At 71.9% G+C, this 16904-nt stretch carries 16 protein-coding genes; 4 read left to right on the top strand and 12 right to left on the bottom strand.

The features are described from left to right. Positions 1 to 48: 48 nt before the first annotated feature. The 9 genes from Sco07f_RS09295 to aztB all read right to left on the bottom strand — a co-directional run bounded on the left by Sco07f_RS09295 (position 49) and on the right by aztB (position 9977). A complete protein-coding gene (locus Sco07f_RS09295) occupies positions 49 to 1692 on the bottom strand; it encodes an ABC transporter ATP-binding protein (protein WP_108987519.1) in 1644 nt (547 codons plus the stop codon). Then, positions 1689 to 2549 (bottom strand): ABC transporter permease subunit, encoded by an 861-nt coding sequence (locus Sco07f_RS09290; RefSeq protein ID WP_108987518.1) that lies wholly within the window; start codon positions 2547 to 2549, stop codon positions 1689 to 1691. Before Sco07f_RS09290 ends, Sco07f_RS09295 begins: the two co-directional genes overlap by 4 nt. Further along, positions 2546 to 3496: an ABC transporter permease gene (locus Sco07f_RS09285; RefSeq protein WP_108987517.1), complete on the bottom strand. Its 951-nt coding sequence runs from the start codon at positions 3494 to 3496 to the stop codon at positions 2546 to 2548. The genes Sco07f_RS09290 and Sco07f_RS09285 overlap by 4 nt, the downstream gene beginning before the upstream one ends. After that, a complete protein-coding gene (locus Sco07f_RS09280) occupies positions 3493 to 5079 on the bottom strand; it encodes an ABC transporter substrate-binding protein (protein WP_108987516.1) in 1587 nt (528 codons plus the stop codon). Before Sco07f_RS09280 ends, Sco07f_RS09285 begins: the two co-directional genes overlap by 4 nt. A gap of 130 nt (positions 5080 to 5209) precedes the next feature. Beyond that, the gene (locus tag Sco07f_RS09275) at positions 5210 to 5431 is read right to left on the bottom strand and encodes a ferredoxin (protein WP_108987515.1); all 222 of its coding nucleotides are present in this window, start codon (positions 5429 to 5431) and stop codon (positions 5210 to 5212) included. A gap of 145 nt (positions 5432 to 5576) precedes the next feature. Continuing rightward, complete coding sequence (gene aztD, locus Sco07f_RS09270) at positions 5577 to 6779, bottom strand: zinc metallochaperone AztD (RefSeq protein WP_108987514.1); 1203 nt, start codon at positions 6777 to 6779, stop codon at positions 5577 to 5579. A gap of 87 nt (positions 6780 to 6866) precedes the next feature. Continuing rightward, complete coding sequence (gene aztC, locus Sco07f_RS09265; protein ID WP_108987513.1) at positions 6867 to 7826, bottom strand: zinc ABC transporter substrate-binding protein AztC; 960 nt, start codon at positions 7824 to 7826, stop codon at positions 6867 to 6869. After that, positions 7823 to 9070 carry a hypothetical protein gene (locus Sco07f_RS09260; RefSeq protein WP_108987512.1) on the bottom strand — a complete coding sequence of 416 codons (1248 nt, stop codon included), beginning with the start codon at positions 9068 to 9070 and terminating at the stop codon, positions 7823 to 7825. Before Sco07f_RS09260 ends, aztC begins: the two co-directional genes overlap by 4 nt. 10 nt (positions 9071 to 9080) lie before the next feature. Beyond that, a complete protein-coding gene (gene aztB, locus Sco07f_RS09255; RefSeq protein ID WP_108987511.1) occupies positions 9081 to 9977 on the bottom strand; it encodes a zinc ABC transporter permease AztB in 897 nt (298 codons plus the stop codon). Positions 9978 to 9991: 14 nt separating this feature from the next. Between aztB and aztA the strand changes: the two genes are divergently transcribed. The 3 genes from aztA (at position 9992) to Sco07f_RS09240 (ending at position 12867) form a co-directional block, all read left to right on the top strand. Continuing rightward, positions 9992 to 10735 carry a zinc ABC transporter ATP-binding protein AztA gene (aztA, locus tag Sco07f_RS09250; RefSeq protein ID WP_108987510.1) on the top strand — a complete coding sequence of 248 codons (744 nt, stop codon included), beginning with the start codon at positions 9992 to 9994 and terminating at the stop codon, positions 10733 to 10735. 193 nt (positions 10736 to 10928) lie between these two features. After that, a complete protein-coding gene (locus Sco07f_RS09245) occupies positions 10929 to 11510 on the top strand; it encodes a GNAT family N-acetyltransferase (protein ID WP_054102243.1) in 582 nt (193 codons plus the stop codon). Positions 11511 to 11682: 172 nt separating this feature from the next. Next, positions 11683 to 12867 (top strand): PP2C family protein-serine/threonine phosphatase, encoded by a 1185-nt coding sequence (locus tag Sco07f_RS09240; RefSeq protein ID WP_108987509.1) that lies wholly within the window; start codon positions 11683 to 11685, stop codon positions 12865 to 12867. Positions 12868 to 13157: 290 nt separating this feature from the next. Here the strand turns inward: Sco07f_RS09240 and Sco07f_RS09235 are convergent, their stop codons facing one another. From Sco07f_RS09235 to Sco07f_RS09225, 3 genes are all read right to left on the bottom strand, one after another. After that, complete coding sequence (locus Sco07f_RS09235) at positions 13158 to 13772, bottom strand: TetR/AcrR family transcriptional regulator (RefSeq protein WP_439959686.1); 615 nt, start codon at positions 13770 to 13772, stop codon at positions 13158 to 13160. A gap of 157 nt (positions 13773 to 13929) precedes the next feature. Next, on the bottom strand, positions 13930 to 15321 hold the full coding sequence (locus Sco07f_RS09230; RefSeq protein WP_108987507.1) for an amidase: 1392 nt from the start codon (positions 15319 to 15321) through the stop codon (positions 13930 to 13932). Beyond that, a complete protein-coding gene (locus tag Sco07f_RS09225; protein WP_087789287.1) occupies positions 15308 to 15514 on the bottom strand; it encodes a hypothetical protein in 207 nt (68 codons plus the stop codon). The genes Sco07f_RS09230 and Sco07f_RS09225 overlap by 14 nt, the downstream gene beginning before the upstream one ends. Positions 15515 to 15886: 372 nt before the next feature. Here Sco07f_RS09225 and Sco07f_RS09215 point away from each other — a divergent pair, with 372 nt between their 5' ends. Then, on the top strand, positions 15887 to 16822 hold the full coding sequence (locus Sco07f_RS09215; protein ID WP_244942014.1) for an MBL fold metallo-hydrolase: 936 nt from the start codon (positions 15887 to 15889) through the stop codon (positions 16820 to 16822). Positions 16823 to 16904 lie beyond the last annotated feature (82 nt).

Here is a 16904-nt window from a genome sequence, read left to right as displayed (position 1 = left end):
GAGCGCCCACGGGGCGGGGCGCTCCTCCCGACGCCCGTAAGACGCCCTTCACCCCGGCTGCTCCGGCACGGCGAGGACGGGACGGCCCACGCGGGTGAGCAGTCCTCGGGTGACGGGGTGCCCGGGGTCCGCCAGGACCCGGTCCGCTGGTCCGGCTTCGACGACCCGTCCCGCGTCCAGGACGACGACCTGCTCCGCGCGGGCGGCGACGGCCGTCAGGTCGTGCGTCACCATGACGACCGTCAGGCCCAGCGTGCGCCGCAGGGAGTCCAGCAGCTCCAGGACCCGGTCCGCGGTCTCCGGATCGAGCGCCGAGGTGACCTCGTCGCAGACGAGGGCGCGCGGCTCGGCGGCCAGCGTCCGGGCCAGCGCGACGCGTTGACGCTGCCCGCCGGACAACTCCCCGGGCCGGCGCGTCAGTACGTCGTCCCGCAGCCCGACCAGTCCCAGCAGCCGTACGGCTTCTTCGGACGCCTCCCGGGCCGACCGGCTGCGCAGCCCCCTGAGTGGGCGCGTGAGCGCGTCGGCCACGGACTCGCGCGGGTTGAGGGCCCCGCGGGAGTCCTGCGCGACGAGGTGCACCGCGGCCCCGCGTCCGTGCGGCGCGCCGCCCTCACGCCACTCGACGCTCCCCCGCACCGGCCGGTGCAGTCCCGCGAGGCATCGGGCGAGGGTGGTCTTCCCCGACCCCGACGCACCCACGACGGCGGTGCAGGAACCCGCCGGAACGGTGAGGGAGACGTCGTGCAGCACGGGGACCCGCCCGTGGACGGCGTGCAGGCCCCGGGCGGTGAGCCCGCCGGAGGCGGTTTCGTGCAGGCCCCGGGCGGAAAGCCCGCCGGAGGCGGTGAGGTCCGCGGCGGCGGCGCGGAGAGCCTCGGAGCGGGGGCCGGTGGCCCGGGGGATCCCGGAAGGGCGGACGGCCGGCGCCGGCCCGGGCTTCTCGCGCGCGGTGATCCGGCCCTGCTCCAGCCGTATGACGTCGTCCGTCACGGACGCGATCCACTCCGGGTCGTGGCTGACCAGCAACGCGGCGCGGTCCCCGGCGGAGAGGGCCTCGGCCAGCAGTCCGCGCATACCGTCCGCCAGGACCGGGTCCAGGCCGCTGGTGGGCTCGTCGAGGACCAGCAGGGCGGGCCGGCCCGCCAGCGCCAGGGCGAGGGCGACCCGCTGGGCCTGTCCCCCGGACAGTTGCCGGGGCAGCCGCCGCCGGAACGCCCGGTCGGCCGGCAGCCGCACGGACGTCAGCAACTCCTCCACCTGCTGGGAGACTTCGGCTCTCCCCGTCACGGAGGAGCGGCGCAGCCGCACCGCCTCGGCGAGCTGTGTGCCGATCCGGAGTGCGGGGTTGAGTGACGAGGCCGGGTCCTGCCCGAGGAACGACACCACCCGGCCACGCAGCCGGCGGGCGTCCGCCCGGTCGAAGGGATCGAGGCCGGCCACCCGGACGGTTCCGCCGCGGAGTCGCAGGCCGGGGCGCACATGACCGAGCAGGCTGTGCGCCAGACTGCTCTTGCCCGATCCCGACCTGCCGACGATCCCCAGCACCTGCCCGTGCGACACCGAGAATCCGACGTCGTGCACGACGGGCGGCCCACCGGCCGCGGGACCCAGCGTCAGGGCGTCGATCTCCGCGAGCGCACCGGTCGCGGAAGGGGGAGCGGAGAGGGGAGCGGGGGCACGGCCGGTCATGCGGCTCCCCTCCCCACGGTGTCCGCCAGCCGCCCGGCCAGCAGGCCGACGCAGACGGACAGCAGCACCAGCAGCAGTGCCGGGGCGAGGAACGGCGTGGCGGCCAGCGTCGTGCCGGGAACGTTCTCACTCACCATGCGGCCCCAGTCCGGCGTCGCCCCGCCCGGTCCGAGACCGAGGAATCCCGCGGTGGCGGTGAGGTGGAGGGAGGCGACCAGGCGCAGCGCGGTGTCCATCAGCGCCGGTCCGGCGATGTTCGGCAGCACGTCGTGGCGCAGTACGGCCAGCCGCGTGTCGCCCCGGGCCAGGGCGGCCTCGACGTACCCGCTGCTGAGCACCGTGTCCGCCGCGGCGCGCAGCACGCGGGCCGAGAACGGGGCGGTGGCGAGGGCGACGGCTGCCACCAGGGCCGTCGCGCTGCCGGGGAACCCCGCGGCGAGGACGAGGACGACGAGGAGAGCGGGGAGGACGGCCAGGGCGTCGACGCAGCGGAGCAGCAGGTCGCCCAGCCGGCGGGACACCATGGCCGCGAGAACGCCGACGGCCGTCCCGACGGCTCCGGCCGCGGCCGTACCCGCCAGCGCGGTGAGCACGATGGTGCGGCCGCCGCCGAGCACCCGGCTCAGTACGTCCCGGCCCAGCACGTCGGTACCGAGGAGGAACCGGCCGTCGGGCTGCTGGAAGGGCGCGGCGAGCTGCGCGGTGGGACTGTGCGGCGCGACCAGCGGCCCCAGCAGGGCGAGCAGGAGGACGAGCAGGGTGCCCGCTCCGGTGAGCAGGGGCGGCCTGCGGCGCCGGAGGACGCCCGTCCGGGCGGCGCGTGACCGCTTCCCCGGTGGTGTGAGGACGGTCGTCATCGGCCGTGTCCTTCCCGCGCGCCCAGCAGGCGGGCGCAGATGTCGCCGGTCAGCAGCACCACGAGCATCACCCCGGCGAGTACGGTGGCGATGCCCTGCACCATGGGTATGTCCCGTGCCGCGACGGCCAGTTGCAGTTCCCGGCCGATGCCCGGGTAGTCGAAGACGTTCTCCACCACCACCGCCGAGCCGACCAGGGCGCCTGTGGTGAGAGTGAGCGCGTGGACGGCGGGCCCCGCGGCGTTGGGCAGGATGTGGCGGACGGCGAGCCGTATCCCGCGCACTCCGTTGAGCCGTGCGGCTTCGCAGTAGGGGGTGGCCGCAGCGTCCGCGACGGAGACCCGCAGCAGCCTGGTGGCCACCGCGAGTCCGACCGCGCTGAGCGTCAGGACGGGCAGGATCAGCGCGTGCGGCACATCGAGCGGCGTACCGCCCAGGGGGATGACGGAGACACGCGGCAGGAGCTCCAGCCACACCGCCAGTACCGCGACGAGCAGCGCGGCGACGACGAACTCCGGTACGGCGGCCAGGATCTGGGCGGCCGTCGAGACGAAGCGGTCGGCGCCGCCCCCGCGCAGCCCGGTCCACAGGCCCAGCAGCGCGGCCAGTGGCGCGGTGACCGCGAGCGTCAGTCCGGCGAGGAGCAGGCTGTTGGGCAGGCGGGTGGCGAGGACGTCGGTGACCGGCCGGTCCCCCACGAAGCCGTGGCCCAGATCCCCCCGGACGGCGTCTTCCACCCAGTGCGCGTACCGTTCGGCGGCCGGCCGGTCCAGCCCGAGTTCGGCGCGGACCTCGGCGCGCTGCGCCGCCGAGGCGTCCACCCCGGCGACCGCGCTGACCGCGTCGCCCGGAAGGACCGCCGTGGTCGCGAAGACGACGGCCGACAGCACGACGAGCAGGACGGCCGCCCCCACGAGGCGACGACCGGCGAACGCGATCAGGCTCACGCCAGCGACGCCTGCGAGAAGCCGGGGAACTGCTCGAAGAGATCGTCACGTATCCCACGGACGCCCTTGGCCCGGGCGTTCAGGTTCGGTTTGAAGACCGGCAGCACCTGGTTGCCGTCCTCCCAGCGCGTGCGTTGCGCCTGCGTTCCCAGCTTCCCGGCCTCGGCCGGGTCGCGCTCGGCGCGGGCCTTCGCCACGAGGGTGTCGGTCGCGGACTCCTGCCAGCCGAACGCCGACGGCGATCCACCCGCCGTGCTCATCTGGTAGGTCGACAGCGCGGGAATGGGCATCTGGTACGAGCCCGCCAGCGGCAGCGCCGCGTAGGCGGGGAAGTCCGCGTAGAGCTGTCCGGCCGGCAGCTCACGCACCGACGCCCCGACACCGGCCTTCTTGAGGTCCTCGACGAAGAGAGTGGCCATCTCGACCATGCCCGGCGTCTCCGGGCCGGTCGTCAGCGTGACCTTCATCCCCTTGGCCCCGGCCTCCTTGAGCAGCGCCCGGGCCCGCTCCGGGTCGTGGGCCCGCTGGGGCAGGCCCTCCGCGTAGTCGGGGAAGCCGATGGAGGGCAGGTCGTTGCCGATCTCGGCCTTGCCGTAGAACACCGTCTTCACCATGGCCTGCCGGTCGACCGCGAGCTTGAACGCCTCGCGCACCCGGGGGTCGTCGAAGGGCTTGACCTTCATGTTCATCTGGAAGGACAGGCCGACCAGGTACGGGCTCCGCGTGGGAACGAGTTCGACGTTCCCGTTGTCCCCGAGGGTGCGCGCGGTGACGGGTGAGAGGTCGTGTGCGAAGTCGATCTCACCGCCGGTGAGCGCTCCGGACCTGGCGGTCGAGTCGGCGATCGACCGCAGCTCCAGTCCGTCCAGGTGGGGTACGTGGCCGTAGTGGTCGTCGTAGCGCTCGAACGCCGCGCCCTGGCCGGCCGTGAACTCCGTCAGCCGGAAGGGGCCGCAACTGGGCATGCCCTTGCGGAAGTTCCTGGTGCCGTCCTTGACGACGAGGAAGTTGCCCTGACAGAGGATCATGCGGCCGTCGGCGATGGGCCGCAGGGTGGGCAGTACGACCTTCAGGTCACCGTCGGCCTTGGCGTGCGCCAGGTCGAAGTTGGCGGCCGCGAGCCGGTAGACGGGCAGTTTGCTGTTGGCCGCGAGGGTGCTGAGCGAGTGCAGGACATCGGCGGCGGTCAGCCGGGAGCCGTCGGTGAAACGGACGCCGGGCCGCACGTGCAGGGTGTAGGCCGACAGGTCGTCGGCGATGTCGATGCCCTTGAGCACGCCGTAGCGCACCCCGTCGGGGCCGCTGGGGTCCAGGTTGCCCAGCGTGCCGTGCCAGGCGCGGGCACGCACCAGGTCGAGGGCGGACGGGCCGTTGAAGAAGTCGAGCGTCTCCGAGGCGCCGCCTCCGACGAAGGCGGCCCGCAGCGTGCCGCCCGAGCGGGGTGAGGAACCCAGACCGGACTCGCGGTCCGATGCGGGCTCGTCGGTGGAGCACGCCGCCAGCAGGCCGGGGCCCACCGCCATTGCCGCGGCTCCCGCCGCACCGCGGCGCAGGAAGGCACGGCGATCGATCTGTCTGGACATGCTTCTCCTTGACGTTCTGCTGGGCTGATCAGGAAGCCGTGGCACTCGCACGGCGTGTGATGCGGGGCCCGACGGGAGAGCTGGGACCGGCAGGCCGGCAGCGCTCGTGGACCACCGCGATGCCTGCGGACTACCGCAGGGTCAGGGCGCCGGACGGGCAGGCCCGCACGGCCTCACGCACCGCATCCGACCGGGACGCGGGAGGCTCCCCGTCCAGGACCAGGACGAGCCCTTCCTCCTCGTCCTGGTCGAAGACGGCCGGCGCGGCGAGCACACACTGCCCCGCTCCCACACACCGGTCCCGCTCGACACTGATCCTCCGGGCTTCGGACGCCCGGCCTGCCACGGTCATGAGGGCCCCTCCCCTGCCGCCGTCCGGCGGCCACCTGTTCGGCAGTCAGACAGTAGTCGGTAATGACTTCCATATTCAACAAGAGCGCACGGTGGAACCGACCGGTGTCTCTCGACGGACATGTGGAAGGAACGACGAGGTCCGGTCAGTGACCGTCCACCGTTCCGGAGAGTTCGTTGGTGGCCTTCGGCAGCGTCACGGACGTCAGCTTCTCGCCCGAGTCCAGGTCGAAGGCGTGCAGTTGGCGCTTGCCCGGTTCCGAGACGTAGGCCGTGTGGTCGCGGACGAAGAGGGTGGGCCTGGGCTGCTGCCAGTCCAGGGGCTCGGTCCAGTCGCCGACCGCTTCGATCCTCTTCTCCACCTTGCCGGTCTCCGGGTCGATGACGTGGAGGACGCCGTTGGTGCCGAGTACGAGAGCTTCGCCGTGCGGGCCGCGGGCGAGCGAGCGGAAGGAGTAGCTGGTGCCGAGGTCGACGAGCTTCATCTCCGCCGTGCGGGTGTCGATCAGCGATATGCGCGTGGGCCGTTCCAGCTCCGCGTCGGGGTCGGTCTTGTAGTCGCCCAGGAGGATCGGCGAGACGTCGCTGCCGGCCTGGTTGCCGGTGCGGGCGTAGTCGTCGGGGGCGTCGACCTTGGTGAACTCTCCGTCCTTGTAGAGGAGTACGCCGTCCTCGCAGCCGAGGCCGACGACGTCGCCCTGGGCGGCGGCCTCGCCGTGCACGCCCGGGCAGTTCTCGGCGCGGGCGATCTCCTTGTTGTTCCTGTCGAGGACGAGGGCCCCGGTGCGCTTCTCCTCGGTGCCCAGGGTGGTGACGAGTTCGCCGCCGGCCAGTTCGATGGCGACACCGTGGTGGGCCTCGGCGGAGGTGTAGGTGCGGCCCTTCGGCTGCTTCCCGCCGGCCAGGTCCGCGGGGTCGAAGACGTTCACCTCTCCCGTACCGTCGGTGAACAGCACCGTCCTGCCGCCGTGCCGCACCACATGCCCCGGCTTCGCGCCCTTGAACTCGGCGTCCGTGAACGTCTGTCGGGCCGCGTCGAACACGCGGAAGCCGCTGTCGGTGGAGACGATGACGTGGTCCTCGTCGCCCGCCGGGTTGACCCGGTTGAAGCCGGGCAGCTCGATAGTCTTCGCCGGCTTCAGGGTCTCGCCGTCGAGGACGTACAGTCCCCCGTCGTAGGAGGCGACCAGCGGGTTCTCGACCGCGGTGGCCGCACTGCTCTTCGTCTGCTTCTCCGGTTCGGCGTCGGACGAGGCGTCGTCGCTGCCGCCGCATGCGGTCAGCGCCAGGGACGCCGTCACGGCGAGGGCGGTGCCCGTGAGCATGCTGGCGCGTGTCGACCTGTTCATGGTGTGTCTGTCCTCTCCGGCCCTCAGGGCACGGGATCGTGTGGTGGAGCGGCCGGCGATCCGTACGCCGGCCCTCGGGGAAGCCGGTCAGTCGCGGGTGAGGCCCTCGGTCATCGCCGAGGTGTTGGCGCGCATCATGCGCAGGTAGGTGTCGGCGCCCTCGCCCTTCTCGGTCAGCGACTCGGAGTACAGCGGGACGACGTCCACGTCACCGCCCATTTCCTGGCGCAGGACCTCGGCGAGCCGGGTGGGCTGGGAGGAGTCCGCGAAGACGGTGCGCACCTCGGCCTGCTCCATGGCCCGGGTGAGCGAGCGCAGATCGGAGGAACTGGGTGAGGCGAGTGTCGTGCCGCTGGGGACGACCGCGCCGATCACGCGGAAGCCGAAGCGGTCGGCGAGGTACCCGAAGACGTGGTGGTTGGTCACCAGGGCACGGCGGCCCTCGGGGATGGTCGCGAAGGACTTCTCCATCCACGTTGTCAGGTCGGCGAGTTGGCCGTCGTAGTGTGCGGCGTTGTCGCGAACGGCCTTCTCGTTCACGCCGTCGACGTGTTCCACGACCTGGTCGGTGATCAGGCCGGCCGCCTTGCGCACCCGGTCGGGGTCGGTCCAGAAGTGCGGGTCGGGCTCGCCCGCCTCGTCGTTGGGACCGCCCTCCTCGCCGGTGTGGAAGGCCAGGGGATCGGCCGCCTCGCCGGCGGCGAAGGTGGCCACTCCCGACGCGCGGGCCGCCTCCACGTGCCGGAGGACGTTCTCCTCCAGGCCCAGGCCGTTGTAGACGACCAGGTCCGCGTTCTCCAGTTCGGCGGCCTGTACGGCCGACAGGCCGAAGGAGTGCGGGTCGGCGTTGGGCTTCATCAGGACACTGACGTCCGCCTCGTCGCCGACGATCTCCCGGGTGATGTCACCGAGGATGTTGGTCGTCACGACCACCCTGGGCCGCTCGTCGCCGCCGGAGCAGCCGGTCGCCGTACCGGCGACGACGAAGAAGGTGACCAGGGACAGCAGCAGGGCGCGCACCCGCGCGGCCCCCACCCGTACGCTCATCGGCCCGTCTCCACCATCAGGGACGGCCGGATGTCGAGGTCGAAGGTGCGGGCGACACGGAGGTCGTCGTTGTAGTCGATCTCGTACACGCGCTTGCCCGCCGGGTCGTTGAGGTAGGCCCGGCTCCGGTCGACCTCGATCACCGGTGCCGCGGCTTCGCCGGTGGCGGCCTCGGGGACGTCCTTCAGCAGGCGTTCGGTGACCGCGGTCTCCTTGCCGGTGGACAGGTCGTAGCCGTGCAGGGCTCCGTCGGTCTCCAGGACGACGAGCGGGGAGCCCTCACCGGCGGTGTTGGCGGCGACCACGGGGCCGGTCTCGATCCGTTTCCAGGCGCGCTCGGTGACATCCAGGACGTGGACGGCGTCCGCCCCCGCGGGTGCGGTGAGCGTGGTGCTGCCCGGACGGTGCCGGAACTCCGTGGCCCACGCCGTCTTCGGCACGTCCTCGCCGAAGGGGATCTTCTCGGCGGTGAAGGTGCCGTCCTTCTCGTGGACGAGCAGGGCGCCGTCGGCGCAGCCGAGGACGACCCCCCGCCGGGTGACCGCGTCGCCCTTCGGGTCCTCGCACACGGACTCGGGGGCGGCGACACGCTTGCCGGACCGGTCGAGCACGACGACCTTCGCGGGGGCGTCACCGTCGCGCGTGAGGCCGATCAGGTGTTCCGCGTACGGTACGACGGGCCCGGCGTAGGTGCCCGGGAGCCGGTCCGGGGCATCGAGGGGGCCGGGGGCGCCCTTCTCCAGATCGGCACGGGGGTGGACGCCCGCCCTGCCGTCCGCCGTCGTGACCACCGTCACCCCCGCGTCACCGCGGACGCTCGCGCCGGGGCCGCCCGGAAGTTCGCCCGCCTCCTTGATCTTCGCGCTGTAGTAGTGCACGTGGTCGCCGTGGTCGACCGTCCAGGCGCCGCTGTCGAGCACGTGGGTGCCGTCCGCGCCGTGGAAGTAGCCGAAACGGCCGTCGGTGGTGAGCGCGGTGACGCCGGCCTTGCGCGCGGTGTCGTGGAGTTTTCCGGTGATCAGGTCCAGCACTCGGGTGTCGCCGGTGCCGGGGTCGCCGAGCAGGAGCCGGGACTGCTGCTCGGCGGCCTCGGTGGCGCCCTCGACGTAGCCGTGGGGGGTGGCGGGAGAAGAAGCGCTGTTCGGGCTGGACTTGGCGTCGTCCTGGCCGGCGCAAGCCGCGGACAGCAGGGCCGCGGACAGGAGCGCCGGCACCAGGGGGGTGACATTTCTTCGGACGAACAAGGAGATCGCCTCAGGTTTCGTTCGGTCGGGTCGTGGGGGCGTGAGCGGTGACCGTGGCGGCACGGACGGGGAGAGCGGCGCGGCGTGCACGACGCCGGTGCCGGACCCCGGACACCAGGTGGGACAGGAAGAAGAGGCTGACCGCGAGGGCCGAGACGGTCGCGCCGGCCGCGGTGCTCAGGTGCCAGGAGAGCAGCAGGCCGCCGAAGGTGGCGGTCGCGCCGAGGACCGCGGCGAGGACCATGACGCCACGCACACCGCGCGCCCAGGGCAGGGCTGCCGCCGGCGGGGCGATGAGCAGGCCGAGGACGAGCAGCGTGCCCACGATGTGGAACGAGGCGACGATGGCCAGCGCGAGCAGACCGAGCAGCACGGCGTGCGCCAGTCGGGGGCGCAGGCCGAGCGTCCGGGCCTTGCGCTCGTCGAACGCCAGGGCCAGGAAGGCACGGTGACCGAGCACCGAGACGGCCAGCGCCAGCAGCAGCGCCACTCCGAGGAGGACCAGGTCGCTCTCGCGTACGGCGAGGACGTCACCGAAGAGGAACCCGGTGAGGTCCACGGCGAACGACTGCGAGCGCGACACGATGATGACACCCAGCGACAGCATGCCGACGAAGAGCAGCCCGATACCGGTGTCCTGGGACAGCCTCGGTGTACGGCCGAGGGCGGTGACACCGGCCGTCATGACGACCGCACTCACCACCGCGCCCACCAGCAGGTTGCCCCCGAGCAGCGCGGCGACCGCGACGCCCGGCAGAAGGCCGTGGGACATGGCGTCACCGAGGAAGGCCATCCCCCTCAGCACCACCCACGTCCCCGCGAGGGCGCATATCGCCGACACCAGGATCCCGGCCCACAGGGCCCGCTGCACGAAGGCCACCTCGAAGGGGGCCGTCAACCACTCCATACGAGGACCCTACAATGACAATCATGTTCAATAAACACCGCCCGGAGCCGCTGGACGACGAACCGGGCAATGAGCGCGTCCGGTTCAGAGACCTCGACGCGGGCTACCCGGGCCGTTCCGTACTCCGCCAACTCGACGCGCACATACCGTCCTTGGCCATGACCGCGCTCGTCGGGCCGAACGGCAGCGGGAAGTCCACCCTGCTCGGCGTCCTCGCCGGAGTGATCGTCCCCACATCCGGACGGCTCCAGTACGCGGAGGGCCGCCCACCGGCCTTCGTCCCGCAGCGCGGCGCCGTCGGGGACGCACTCCCCCTCACGGCACGGCAGACCGTGGAGATGGGCCGCTGGGGAGAGCGGGGGCTGTGGCGGCGGCCGACCCGACGGGACCGGACCGCGGTCGACTCCGCCATGGACCGACTGGGCGTCGCCGGCCTCGCCGACCGCCAGCTCGGCGAGTTGTCCGGCGGGCAGCGCCAGCGCGTCCTCATCGCCCAGGGCCTCGCCCAGCAGTCCGACCTGCTGCTCCTGGACGAGCCGACCACCGGGCTCGACCCCGAGGCCCGGGAACGCATCACGGCGCTGCTGACGGAACTGGTCGCCGACGGCACGACCGTCGTCCAGGCCACGCACGACCTCGAGGCCGCCCGCTCGGCCGACGCCTGCCTGCTCCTCAGCGACGGACGACTGCTCGGGCAGGGCCCACCCGAGCACGTACTCACCCCGGCGACCCTGTCCCGGATCTGGCAGCCGGCGTGAAAGGACGAGGTCGGCCGCCACCTGGTGGTGCGAAACGGCCGTCACCACCCCCGCACCGTGACAACGGCGACCGGGCCGAAGCCGCCCGGGAACGTTGGCGCGCGAGCACCGGAGCCCGCCTGGTGCCCCCGGTCCGCACGGCCGCCCCGTTCGAGCACGGCGTCCTGGCCGAGCGTTCTGAGAGGATCACAGCATGAACGGCCAACGCCGCACCGCCACCGAATCCCACCGGTCCTTTGCCGAACCGGTCCGGCTCGACCTGTCCGACCCCGACACCCTGCGTCATCTGTGGGACCTTCAGCGGGCCTCCTACGCGGTCGAAGCCCGGCTCATCGGCTTCGACGGCATCCCGCCCCTGCACGAGTCCCTCGAGCAGTTGCGCGCATGCGAAGAGTCCTTCATCGGAGTTCGCGACGAGCGGCGACTTGTCGGAGCGGTCGCGTGGACCCGCTCCGGGAACGGGGTTCTGGACATCTGCCGCCTCGTGGTCCATCCCGTCGCGCATCGCCGCGGCGTCGCAACGGCACTGCTCGACGCGCTGGACTCGATCGAGCCCGCGGAACTGACCGTCGTCTCCACCGGAACCGCCAACCTGCCCGCGGTCGAGCTCTATCGTCGGCGCGGCTTCAGACCCGTCGGAGAACGCCGGATCGCGCCCGGCGTCGCCGTCACGCTGCTGGAACGAAGGAACGCATCGGTCGAGGCCACCTTCACCGACGCCAACGGCAACGCGGTCCCCCAGACCATCACCCGCCGCGCCCACGACGTCCGGTAGCCCCGCCCGGCCGGCCGGCCTCACCTCTGTATCACCCAGCTGGACGCACTTCGGGGCGGTGCGGCCAGCCTCCCTCCGGCGTGTCCAGCAGATTGGATGATCGAGGCCGTCCGCCTGTCGCCACAGTGCGGCACGGGCCCGTCCGATCACACCGCCACTGGAGGATGCTCGCATGTTCCGCTCGTTGCGTGCGGCGCCGGTTCCTGCGGGAAGCCGTGCGGACCGGGACGACAGCACCTCGATCCGCACGCCTCCCACCCGTGCTGTCGCACTGGTGACGGTCGCGGTGACGGTGGTGACGGTCGTCCTCGGCGCGGTGACCGGAACCGCCGTGCTGCTGATCGGGCTGCTGGTGTTTCTCCCCGCGTTCGCCTCCGCACTGTGCACACCGCGTCAGACGGCGTTCGTCTCCGCCTGGGTGAGCGTCGTCGTCATCGTGCCCGTGGCCCTGTCCACGGAGCAGCTCGCCGACCGGGTGACCCTGGCACTGTTCGCCCTCGGCTTCGGCGCGTTGGCCGTCTGCGGATCCTCGCTGCGCATCACTCGCGAGGGTGCGCTGGTGAGTCTGCGGTCGACCGCCGCCGCGATGCAGCGGCAGATCCTGCGTCCGCTGCCGCTGCTCACCGACGACGTACTCGTGGACGGCGTGTACGAGCCGGTGCAGCAGGACAAACTCGTCGGGGGCGACATCTACGACGTGGCGGCCACCCCCTGGGGCACCCGGGTCCTGATCGGCGACGTCCAGGGAAAGGGGCTGGCCGCCATCGGCATGGCGATCGACGTGGTCGGTGCCTTCCGTGAGGCCGCCCACCGCGAACCGACGGTGACCGCGCTCGTGGACTCGCTCGAGGCAGCGGTGGTCCGCCACAACGGCTACGCGGAACAGCGCGGTGAGCCGGAACGGTTCGTCACCGCCGTCGTCCTGGGCGTGGACGCCGGTACCGAGACCCAGTTGGTCACATGCGGACACGTCCCGCCCTACCTGCTGCACGACGGGACCGTCTCCGCCGTGGACGGCGGGACGGAGCATGCGCCACTCGGCCTGGGGGACCTCGTCGACGAGCCGCGCACGGTGTCCTGGTTCCCCTTCCCCGCCGGGGCGACGCTGCTGCTGTGCACCGACGGTCTCACCGAGGCCCGCTCCCCCTCCGGCGCCTTCTACCCGCTCGAGGCACGCCTCGCCGGCCGCGTCGACATCACCGCGGGCCACCTCACCCACGCACTCGTCGACGACGTCCACGCCTTCGCCGAGGGACCGCAGCAGGACGACCTGGCCGTACTCGCCGTACGCCGCTCACCGCACCGAATCAGCAGTACGTCGGCGTCATCGCCCCTCGGAACGGCTCCGGCAGCGTGAGCCGGCGTCGGCCCGGGTGACGATCCGCAAGGCATGGGCGACCACTTCTGCGCGCCCCCAAGTTTTCCGACCACGCGGTGAATCGCGGGAGGCAGGTCGAGCACCAGCGACCCACCTGAAGGACCCATGAAACCGCAGGTGAACGCAAGTGAGTCGGCGCTTTGGGCACCTTGCCCAAACCTCGGAGCATCATACGAGCGTCATCGCTGAGGGATTCATGACCCCTGCCAGTACGGCCGACCGCTCGGCCTCCACGGCCCAGTGGCCGGACCGCCCGACGAGCGAAGTGGTCAGTTGTCGGGCTTCTTCTTCGAGCGCCGAGGGGCGGCGGCCCGGGTGGGGTGAGCGCCGGCCTCGGCCTGCTGGGCGCACACGGCGTTCGTCACGAGCTCGCGCGCGTACGCGGCGTCCAGCCGGCCGGGGCGGAAGAGGATGCGGTACATGATCGGCGCCACGACACGGTCGATCAGCAGTTCCGTCTCGGGCACCGGCTCCCCCCGCTGCACCGCACGGGCCAGCACGACGTCGATCTGCTCCGCGGCATATGCCGAACACCGACCGGCATTGGTTCCGTCGGGGTCGCCGAGCAGGGCGTCCCGGATGTAGGCGCGCCCGGGCGGCGAGGCCATCTCGTCGACGAACTGTTCCGCCCACGCGTCGAGATCGGCCCGCAGGCTTCCGAGATCGGCCGGATCCGCTTCCGGGCGCAGTCGTTCGACGGCCACGTCTGACAGGAGTTCCTGCAGGTCGCCCCAGCGACGGTAGATCGTGGAGGGGGTCACGCCCGCGCGAGCGGCCACCATCGGGACCGTGAGCGCGTCGCGGCCCACCTCCCCTACGAGTGCACGTACCGTCGCATGGACGGACTCCTGTACGCGTGCGCTGCGCCCGCCGGGGCGGACCATGGGCTTGGGACTCATGCGAACCACCTTAATGCGATTTTGTTGCTTCTAGGAGGTGGCCGGCGTCGGCGACCCGCGGGGCTGCGTGTCCGGGCGGCCGAGCACGGCGGACGCCTCTGCAACGACGCGACCGCATGCCGGCTGGAACGTCCGCCTTCCCTCAGGCAGCGAGGGGAGCAAGCCGCCCCGCGCCGGCCACCGACTCCTCGTAGACCCGGCCCACACGGAGCACCGTCGCGTCGCGGAAGGGGCGCGCCATCAGCTGCATACCGATCGGCAGTCCGGCGCGGTCGTGACCGACCGGCAGGGTGAGGGCCGGGACGCCGGTGATGTTGGCCGGGGCACAGAGGCGGACGTAGCTGTCCGACACGGCCTCGGTCGTGCCATCGGCCCACTCGACGGTTTCCTGCCCCGCCTCGGCGGCGGTCATCGGCACCGTCGGCGCGGCGAGGACGTCGATTCCGTCGAACATGCGAGCCCAGGCGTCTCGCATCATGGTGCGGGCCCGCTGGGCGCGGAGGTAGTCGCCCGCAGAGGTGAGTTCACCGGCCTCCAGCAGGATGCGAACGTCCGCCGCGTACAGGTCGGGGGTGGCCCGCAACGACCGCTCGTGGTAGGCGGTGGCCTCGGGAACCATGAGCCCCCACTGAACGGCCTGGATGTAACGCGCCATCGGGATCTCGACGTCGACGAGCTCCGCCCCCAGCTCCGCCAGCCGCTCGATCGCGTCGCGTACGGACTCCTCGACCTCGGGCACGACCCGGTCGAAGTAGTGGTTCCGCGGTACGCCGACCTTCAGTCCTCGCAGGTCGCCTCCCGGGAAGCGGTCCGGCATCGGGCCGGACACGCTCGCCGGGTCGCGCGGGTCGTGGCCGGCGGTCGCCGACAGCACCAGCGCGGCGTCCTCGACGGTGCGGGTGAGAGGGCCCACGTGGTCCAGGGACCAGGACAGCGAGGTCACGCCTGTGCGTGGGACCAGGCCGTAGGTCGGTTTGAGGCCCACCACGCCGTTCAGGGCAGCGGGGACCCGGATGGAACCGCCCGTGTCCGTGCCCATGGCGAACGTCGCCCCGCCGGCGGCGACAGCCACCGCCGAGCCGCCGCTCGACCCGCCCGCGACCCGGCTGTGGTCCCAGGCGTTGTTCGTCTGCGGAGTGGTCAGGCCGTAGGCGAACTCGTGCGTGTGCGTCTTGCCCAGGAGGACGGCCCCGGCGGCGCCGAGCCGTTCGGCCACCCGGCTGTCACGTTCCGCCACGTGCCCTGCCCGGACGTGCGAGCTCGCCGTGGTGGGCATCCCCTCCGCGTCGATCAGATCCTTGAGCGCCATGGGGATCCCGTGCAGCGGCCCGCGCGGTCCGCTTCCGGAGATCTCCCGTTCGGCGCGGACCGCTGCGGCCAGGGCCGCGTCGGCGGCGACGGTGACGTAGGCGCCCAGCCGTCCTTCGACGGCGGCAATACGGGCGAGTACCGATTCGGTGAGTTCGACGGGGGACAGCTCCCGTGCGCGCACCGCACGGGAGGCTTCGGTCAGCGACAGCTCAAACGGTTGCATCGGCGTTCCCCTGTCCGGCTCGGTAGGAGGACGCGGGAGGGGTCTCGCCGAAGTCGAGCTCGCGCAAGGTGCTGATCACGGAGTGGATGTAGTTGGCCGTCATGGCCACTCCTTCGTGTCGGCCCTCCCCGAGGGGGAGCCCCGCCCGCAGCGCCCCTCGGGCTGTTTCTTGGGGGGTGAGTTCGCTGGTCATGGCTTCCTTCCGGATCCGTGCGGCGCGACGGGCCGGGGTTGGTACAGGACCTCCGCCCACCACAAAAGCAAACTGTTTGCTTTAGTCGATCGTAGGACCTACGGTGCCTTAAAGCAAACCAATCGCTTTTAGTACTGGAAGGACCCTCATGCGGAGCGCACCTTCCCGTCCGGACGCCTATGCCGGCTGTGTGGCCGTACTGGCGACCGTCGCAGTCGCGACGCTGACCGCGCCGCTGCGCGGTCGGCGCCGGACACCGTCCCCGGACACCCACCCCCGCCCGGCGACGAACAACTACACATCCGCCTCACCCGACACACCCGCTCCAGACATTTCCGCCCTCGCAACCCACAACAGGCAGGAAAGGCCACCGTGTTCACCTCATCGCACACCACCAAGTCCACTACTCCCTCCACCTCTTCCTGGACGGTGGGCAACCACACCGTACGACGCATCGACGAAGTGGTCCTGCCCGCCCGGACCGGTCCGTGGCTGCTGCCCGGGGCAACCACCGACCTCGTGAGCCGGACTCCCTGGCTGAGCCCCGAATTCGCCGACGAACAAGGCGTCCTGCGCCTGGCGAGCCACAGCTTCGCCGTCGAGGTGGACGGCATGCGGGTGCTGGTGGACACCGGCATCGGAAACGGGAAGCGGCGCGCCAACCCCGCCTGGCACAACCTGAACAGCGATTACGAAGCACGGCTACGGGCGGCGGGCTTCGCGCCGGAGAGCGTTGACCTCGTGGTCCTGACCCACCTCCACGCCGACCACGTGGGGTGGAACACGCGTGCCCAGGGCGACGCCTGGGTACCCACCTTCCCGAACGCGCGCTATATCGCCTCACGCACCGAGTGGGACTACTGGGCGGGTGTCGACATGGAGGAGGCGCGCCGGCAGATGTTCCGGGACTCGGTCCATCCCGTCCGGGAAGCAGGACTGCTCGACCTCATCGATGTCGCGGAGGAGGGCACGGACGTCGCACCCGGCATCCGTCTGCTGCCCACCCCCGGCCATACACCGGGCCAGGTAGCGGTGGAACTGAACAGCCGTGGCGAGACCGCATTGGTCACCGGTGACAGCATCCACCACCCGGTCCAGATGGCGCATCCGGAACTCTGCAGCTGTGTGGACGTCGCCCCCGAACTCGCGGCCAGGACCCGGAACCGGGTGCTCGGCTCACTGGCCGGTACGTCAACTCTCCTGCTGGGGAGCCACTTCCCGGCGCCGACCGCCGGACACGTGCTACGCGAGGACGGCGGGTACCGACTGGTCCCGGCTCCCTCAGGGGTCACGCCCATCGGCGGCTGAAGCGGATCGGAGCACCCGGGACGTGCCGCGCACCGAGGCGCACCGAGTCCATGCGGGTGACGTCCTGGGCGTCCGCGACCGG

Source organism: Streptomyces coelicoflavus (assembly GCF_003112555.1).
Lineage (GTDB): Bacteria > Actinomycetota > Actinomycetes > Streptomycetales > Streptomycetaceae > Streptomyces > Streptomyces coelicoflavus.
The sequence above is the reverse complement of the archived record's forward strand: the minus strand, read 5'-3'. Positions and strand labels throughout refer to the sequence as shown.

What these genes read in the sequence shown, in the direction of transcription:
- aztC (WP_108987513.1), bottom strand. Translation starts at nt 7,826, where the DNA reads ATGAGCGTACGGGTGGGGGCCGCGCGGGTGCGCGCCCTGCTGCTGTCC.
- Sco07f_RS09235 (WP_439959686.1), bottom strand. Translation starts at nt 13,772, where the DNA reads ATGGTCCGCCCCGGCGGGCGCAGCGCACGCGTACAGGAGTCCGTCCAT.
- Sco07f_RS09230 (WP_108987507.1), bottom strand. Translation starts at nt 15,321, where the DNA reads ATGCAACCGTTTGAGCTGTCGCTGACCGAAGCCTCCCGTGCGGTGCGC.
- Sco07f_RS09295 (WP_108987519.1), bottom strand. Translation starts at nt 1,692, where the DNA reads ATGACCGGCCGTGCCCCCGCTCCCCTCTCCGCTCCCCCTTCCGCGACC.
- aztB (WP_108987511.1), bottom strand. Translation starts at nt 9,977, where the DNA reads ATGGAGTGGTTGACGGCCCCCTTCGAGGTGGCCTTCGTGCAGCGGGCC.
- Sco07f_RS09245 (WP_054102243.1), top strand. Translation starts at nt 10,929, where the DNA reads ATGAACGGCCAACGCCGCACCGCCACCGAATCCCACCGGTCCTTTGCC.
- Sco07f_RS09240 (WP_108987509.1), top strand. Translation starts at nt 11,683, where the DNA reads ATGTTCCGCTCGTTGCGTGCGGCGCCGGTTCCTGCGGGAAGCCGTGCG.
- Sco07f_RS09280 (WP_108987516.1), bottom strand. Translation starts at nt 5,079, where the DNA reads ATGTCCAGACAGATCGATCGCCGTGCCTTCCTGCGCCGCGGTGCGGCG.
- aztA (WP_108987510.1), top strand. Translation starts at nt 9,992, where the DNA reads ATGACAATCATGTTCAATAAACACCGCCCGGAGCCGCTGGACGACGAA.
- Sco07f_RS09275 (WP_108987515.1), bottom strand. Translation starts at nt 5,431, where the DNA reads ATGACCGTGGCAGGCCGGGCGTCCGAAGCCCGGAGGATCAGTGTCGAG.
- aztD (WP_108987514.1), bottom strand. Translation starts at nt 6,779, where the DNA reads ATGAACAGGTCGACACGCGCCAGCATGCTCACGGGCACCGCCCTCGCC.
- Sco07f_RS09225 (WP_087789287.1), bottom strand. Translation starts at nt 15,514, where the DNA reads ATGACCAGCGAACTCACCCCCCAAGAAACAGCCCGAGGGGCGCTGCGG.
- Sco07f_RS09290 (WP_108987518.1), bottom strand. Translation starts at nt 2,549, where the DNA reads ATGACGACCGTCCTCACACCACCGGGGAAGCGGTCACGCGCCGCCCGG.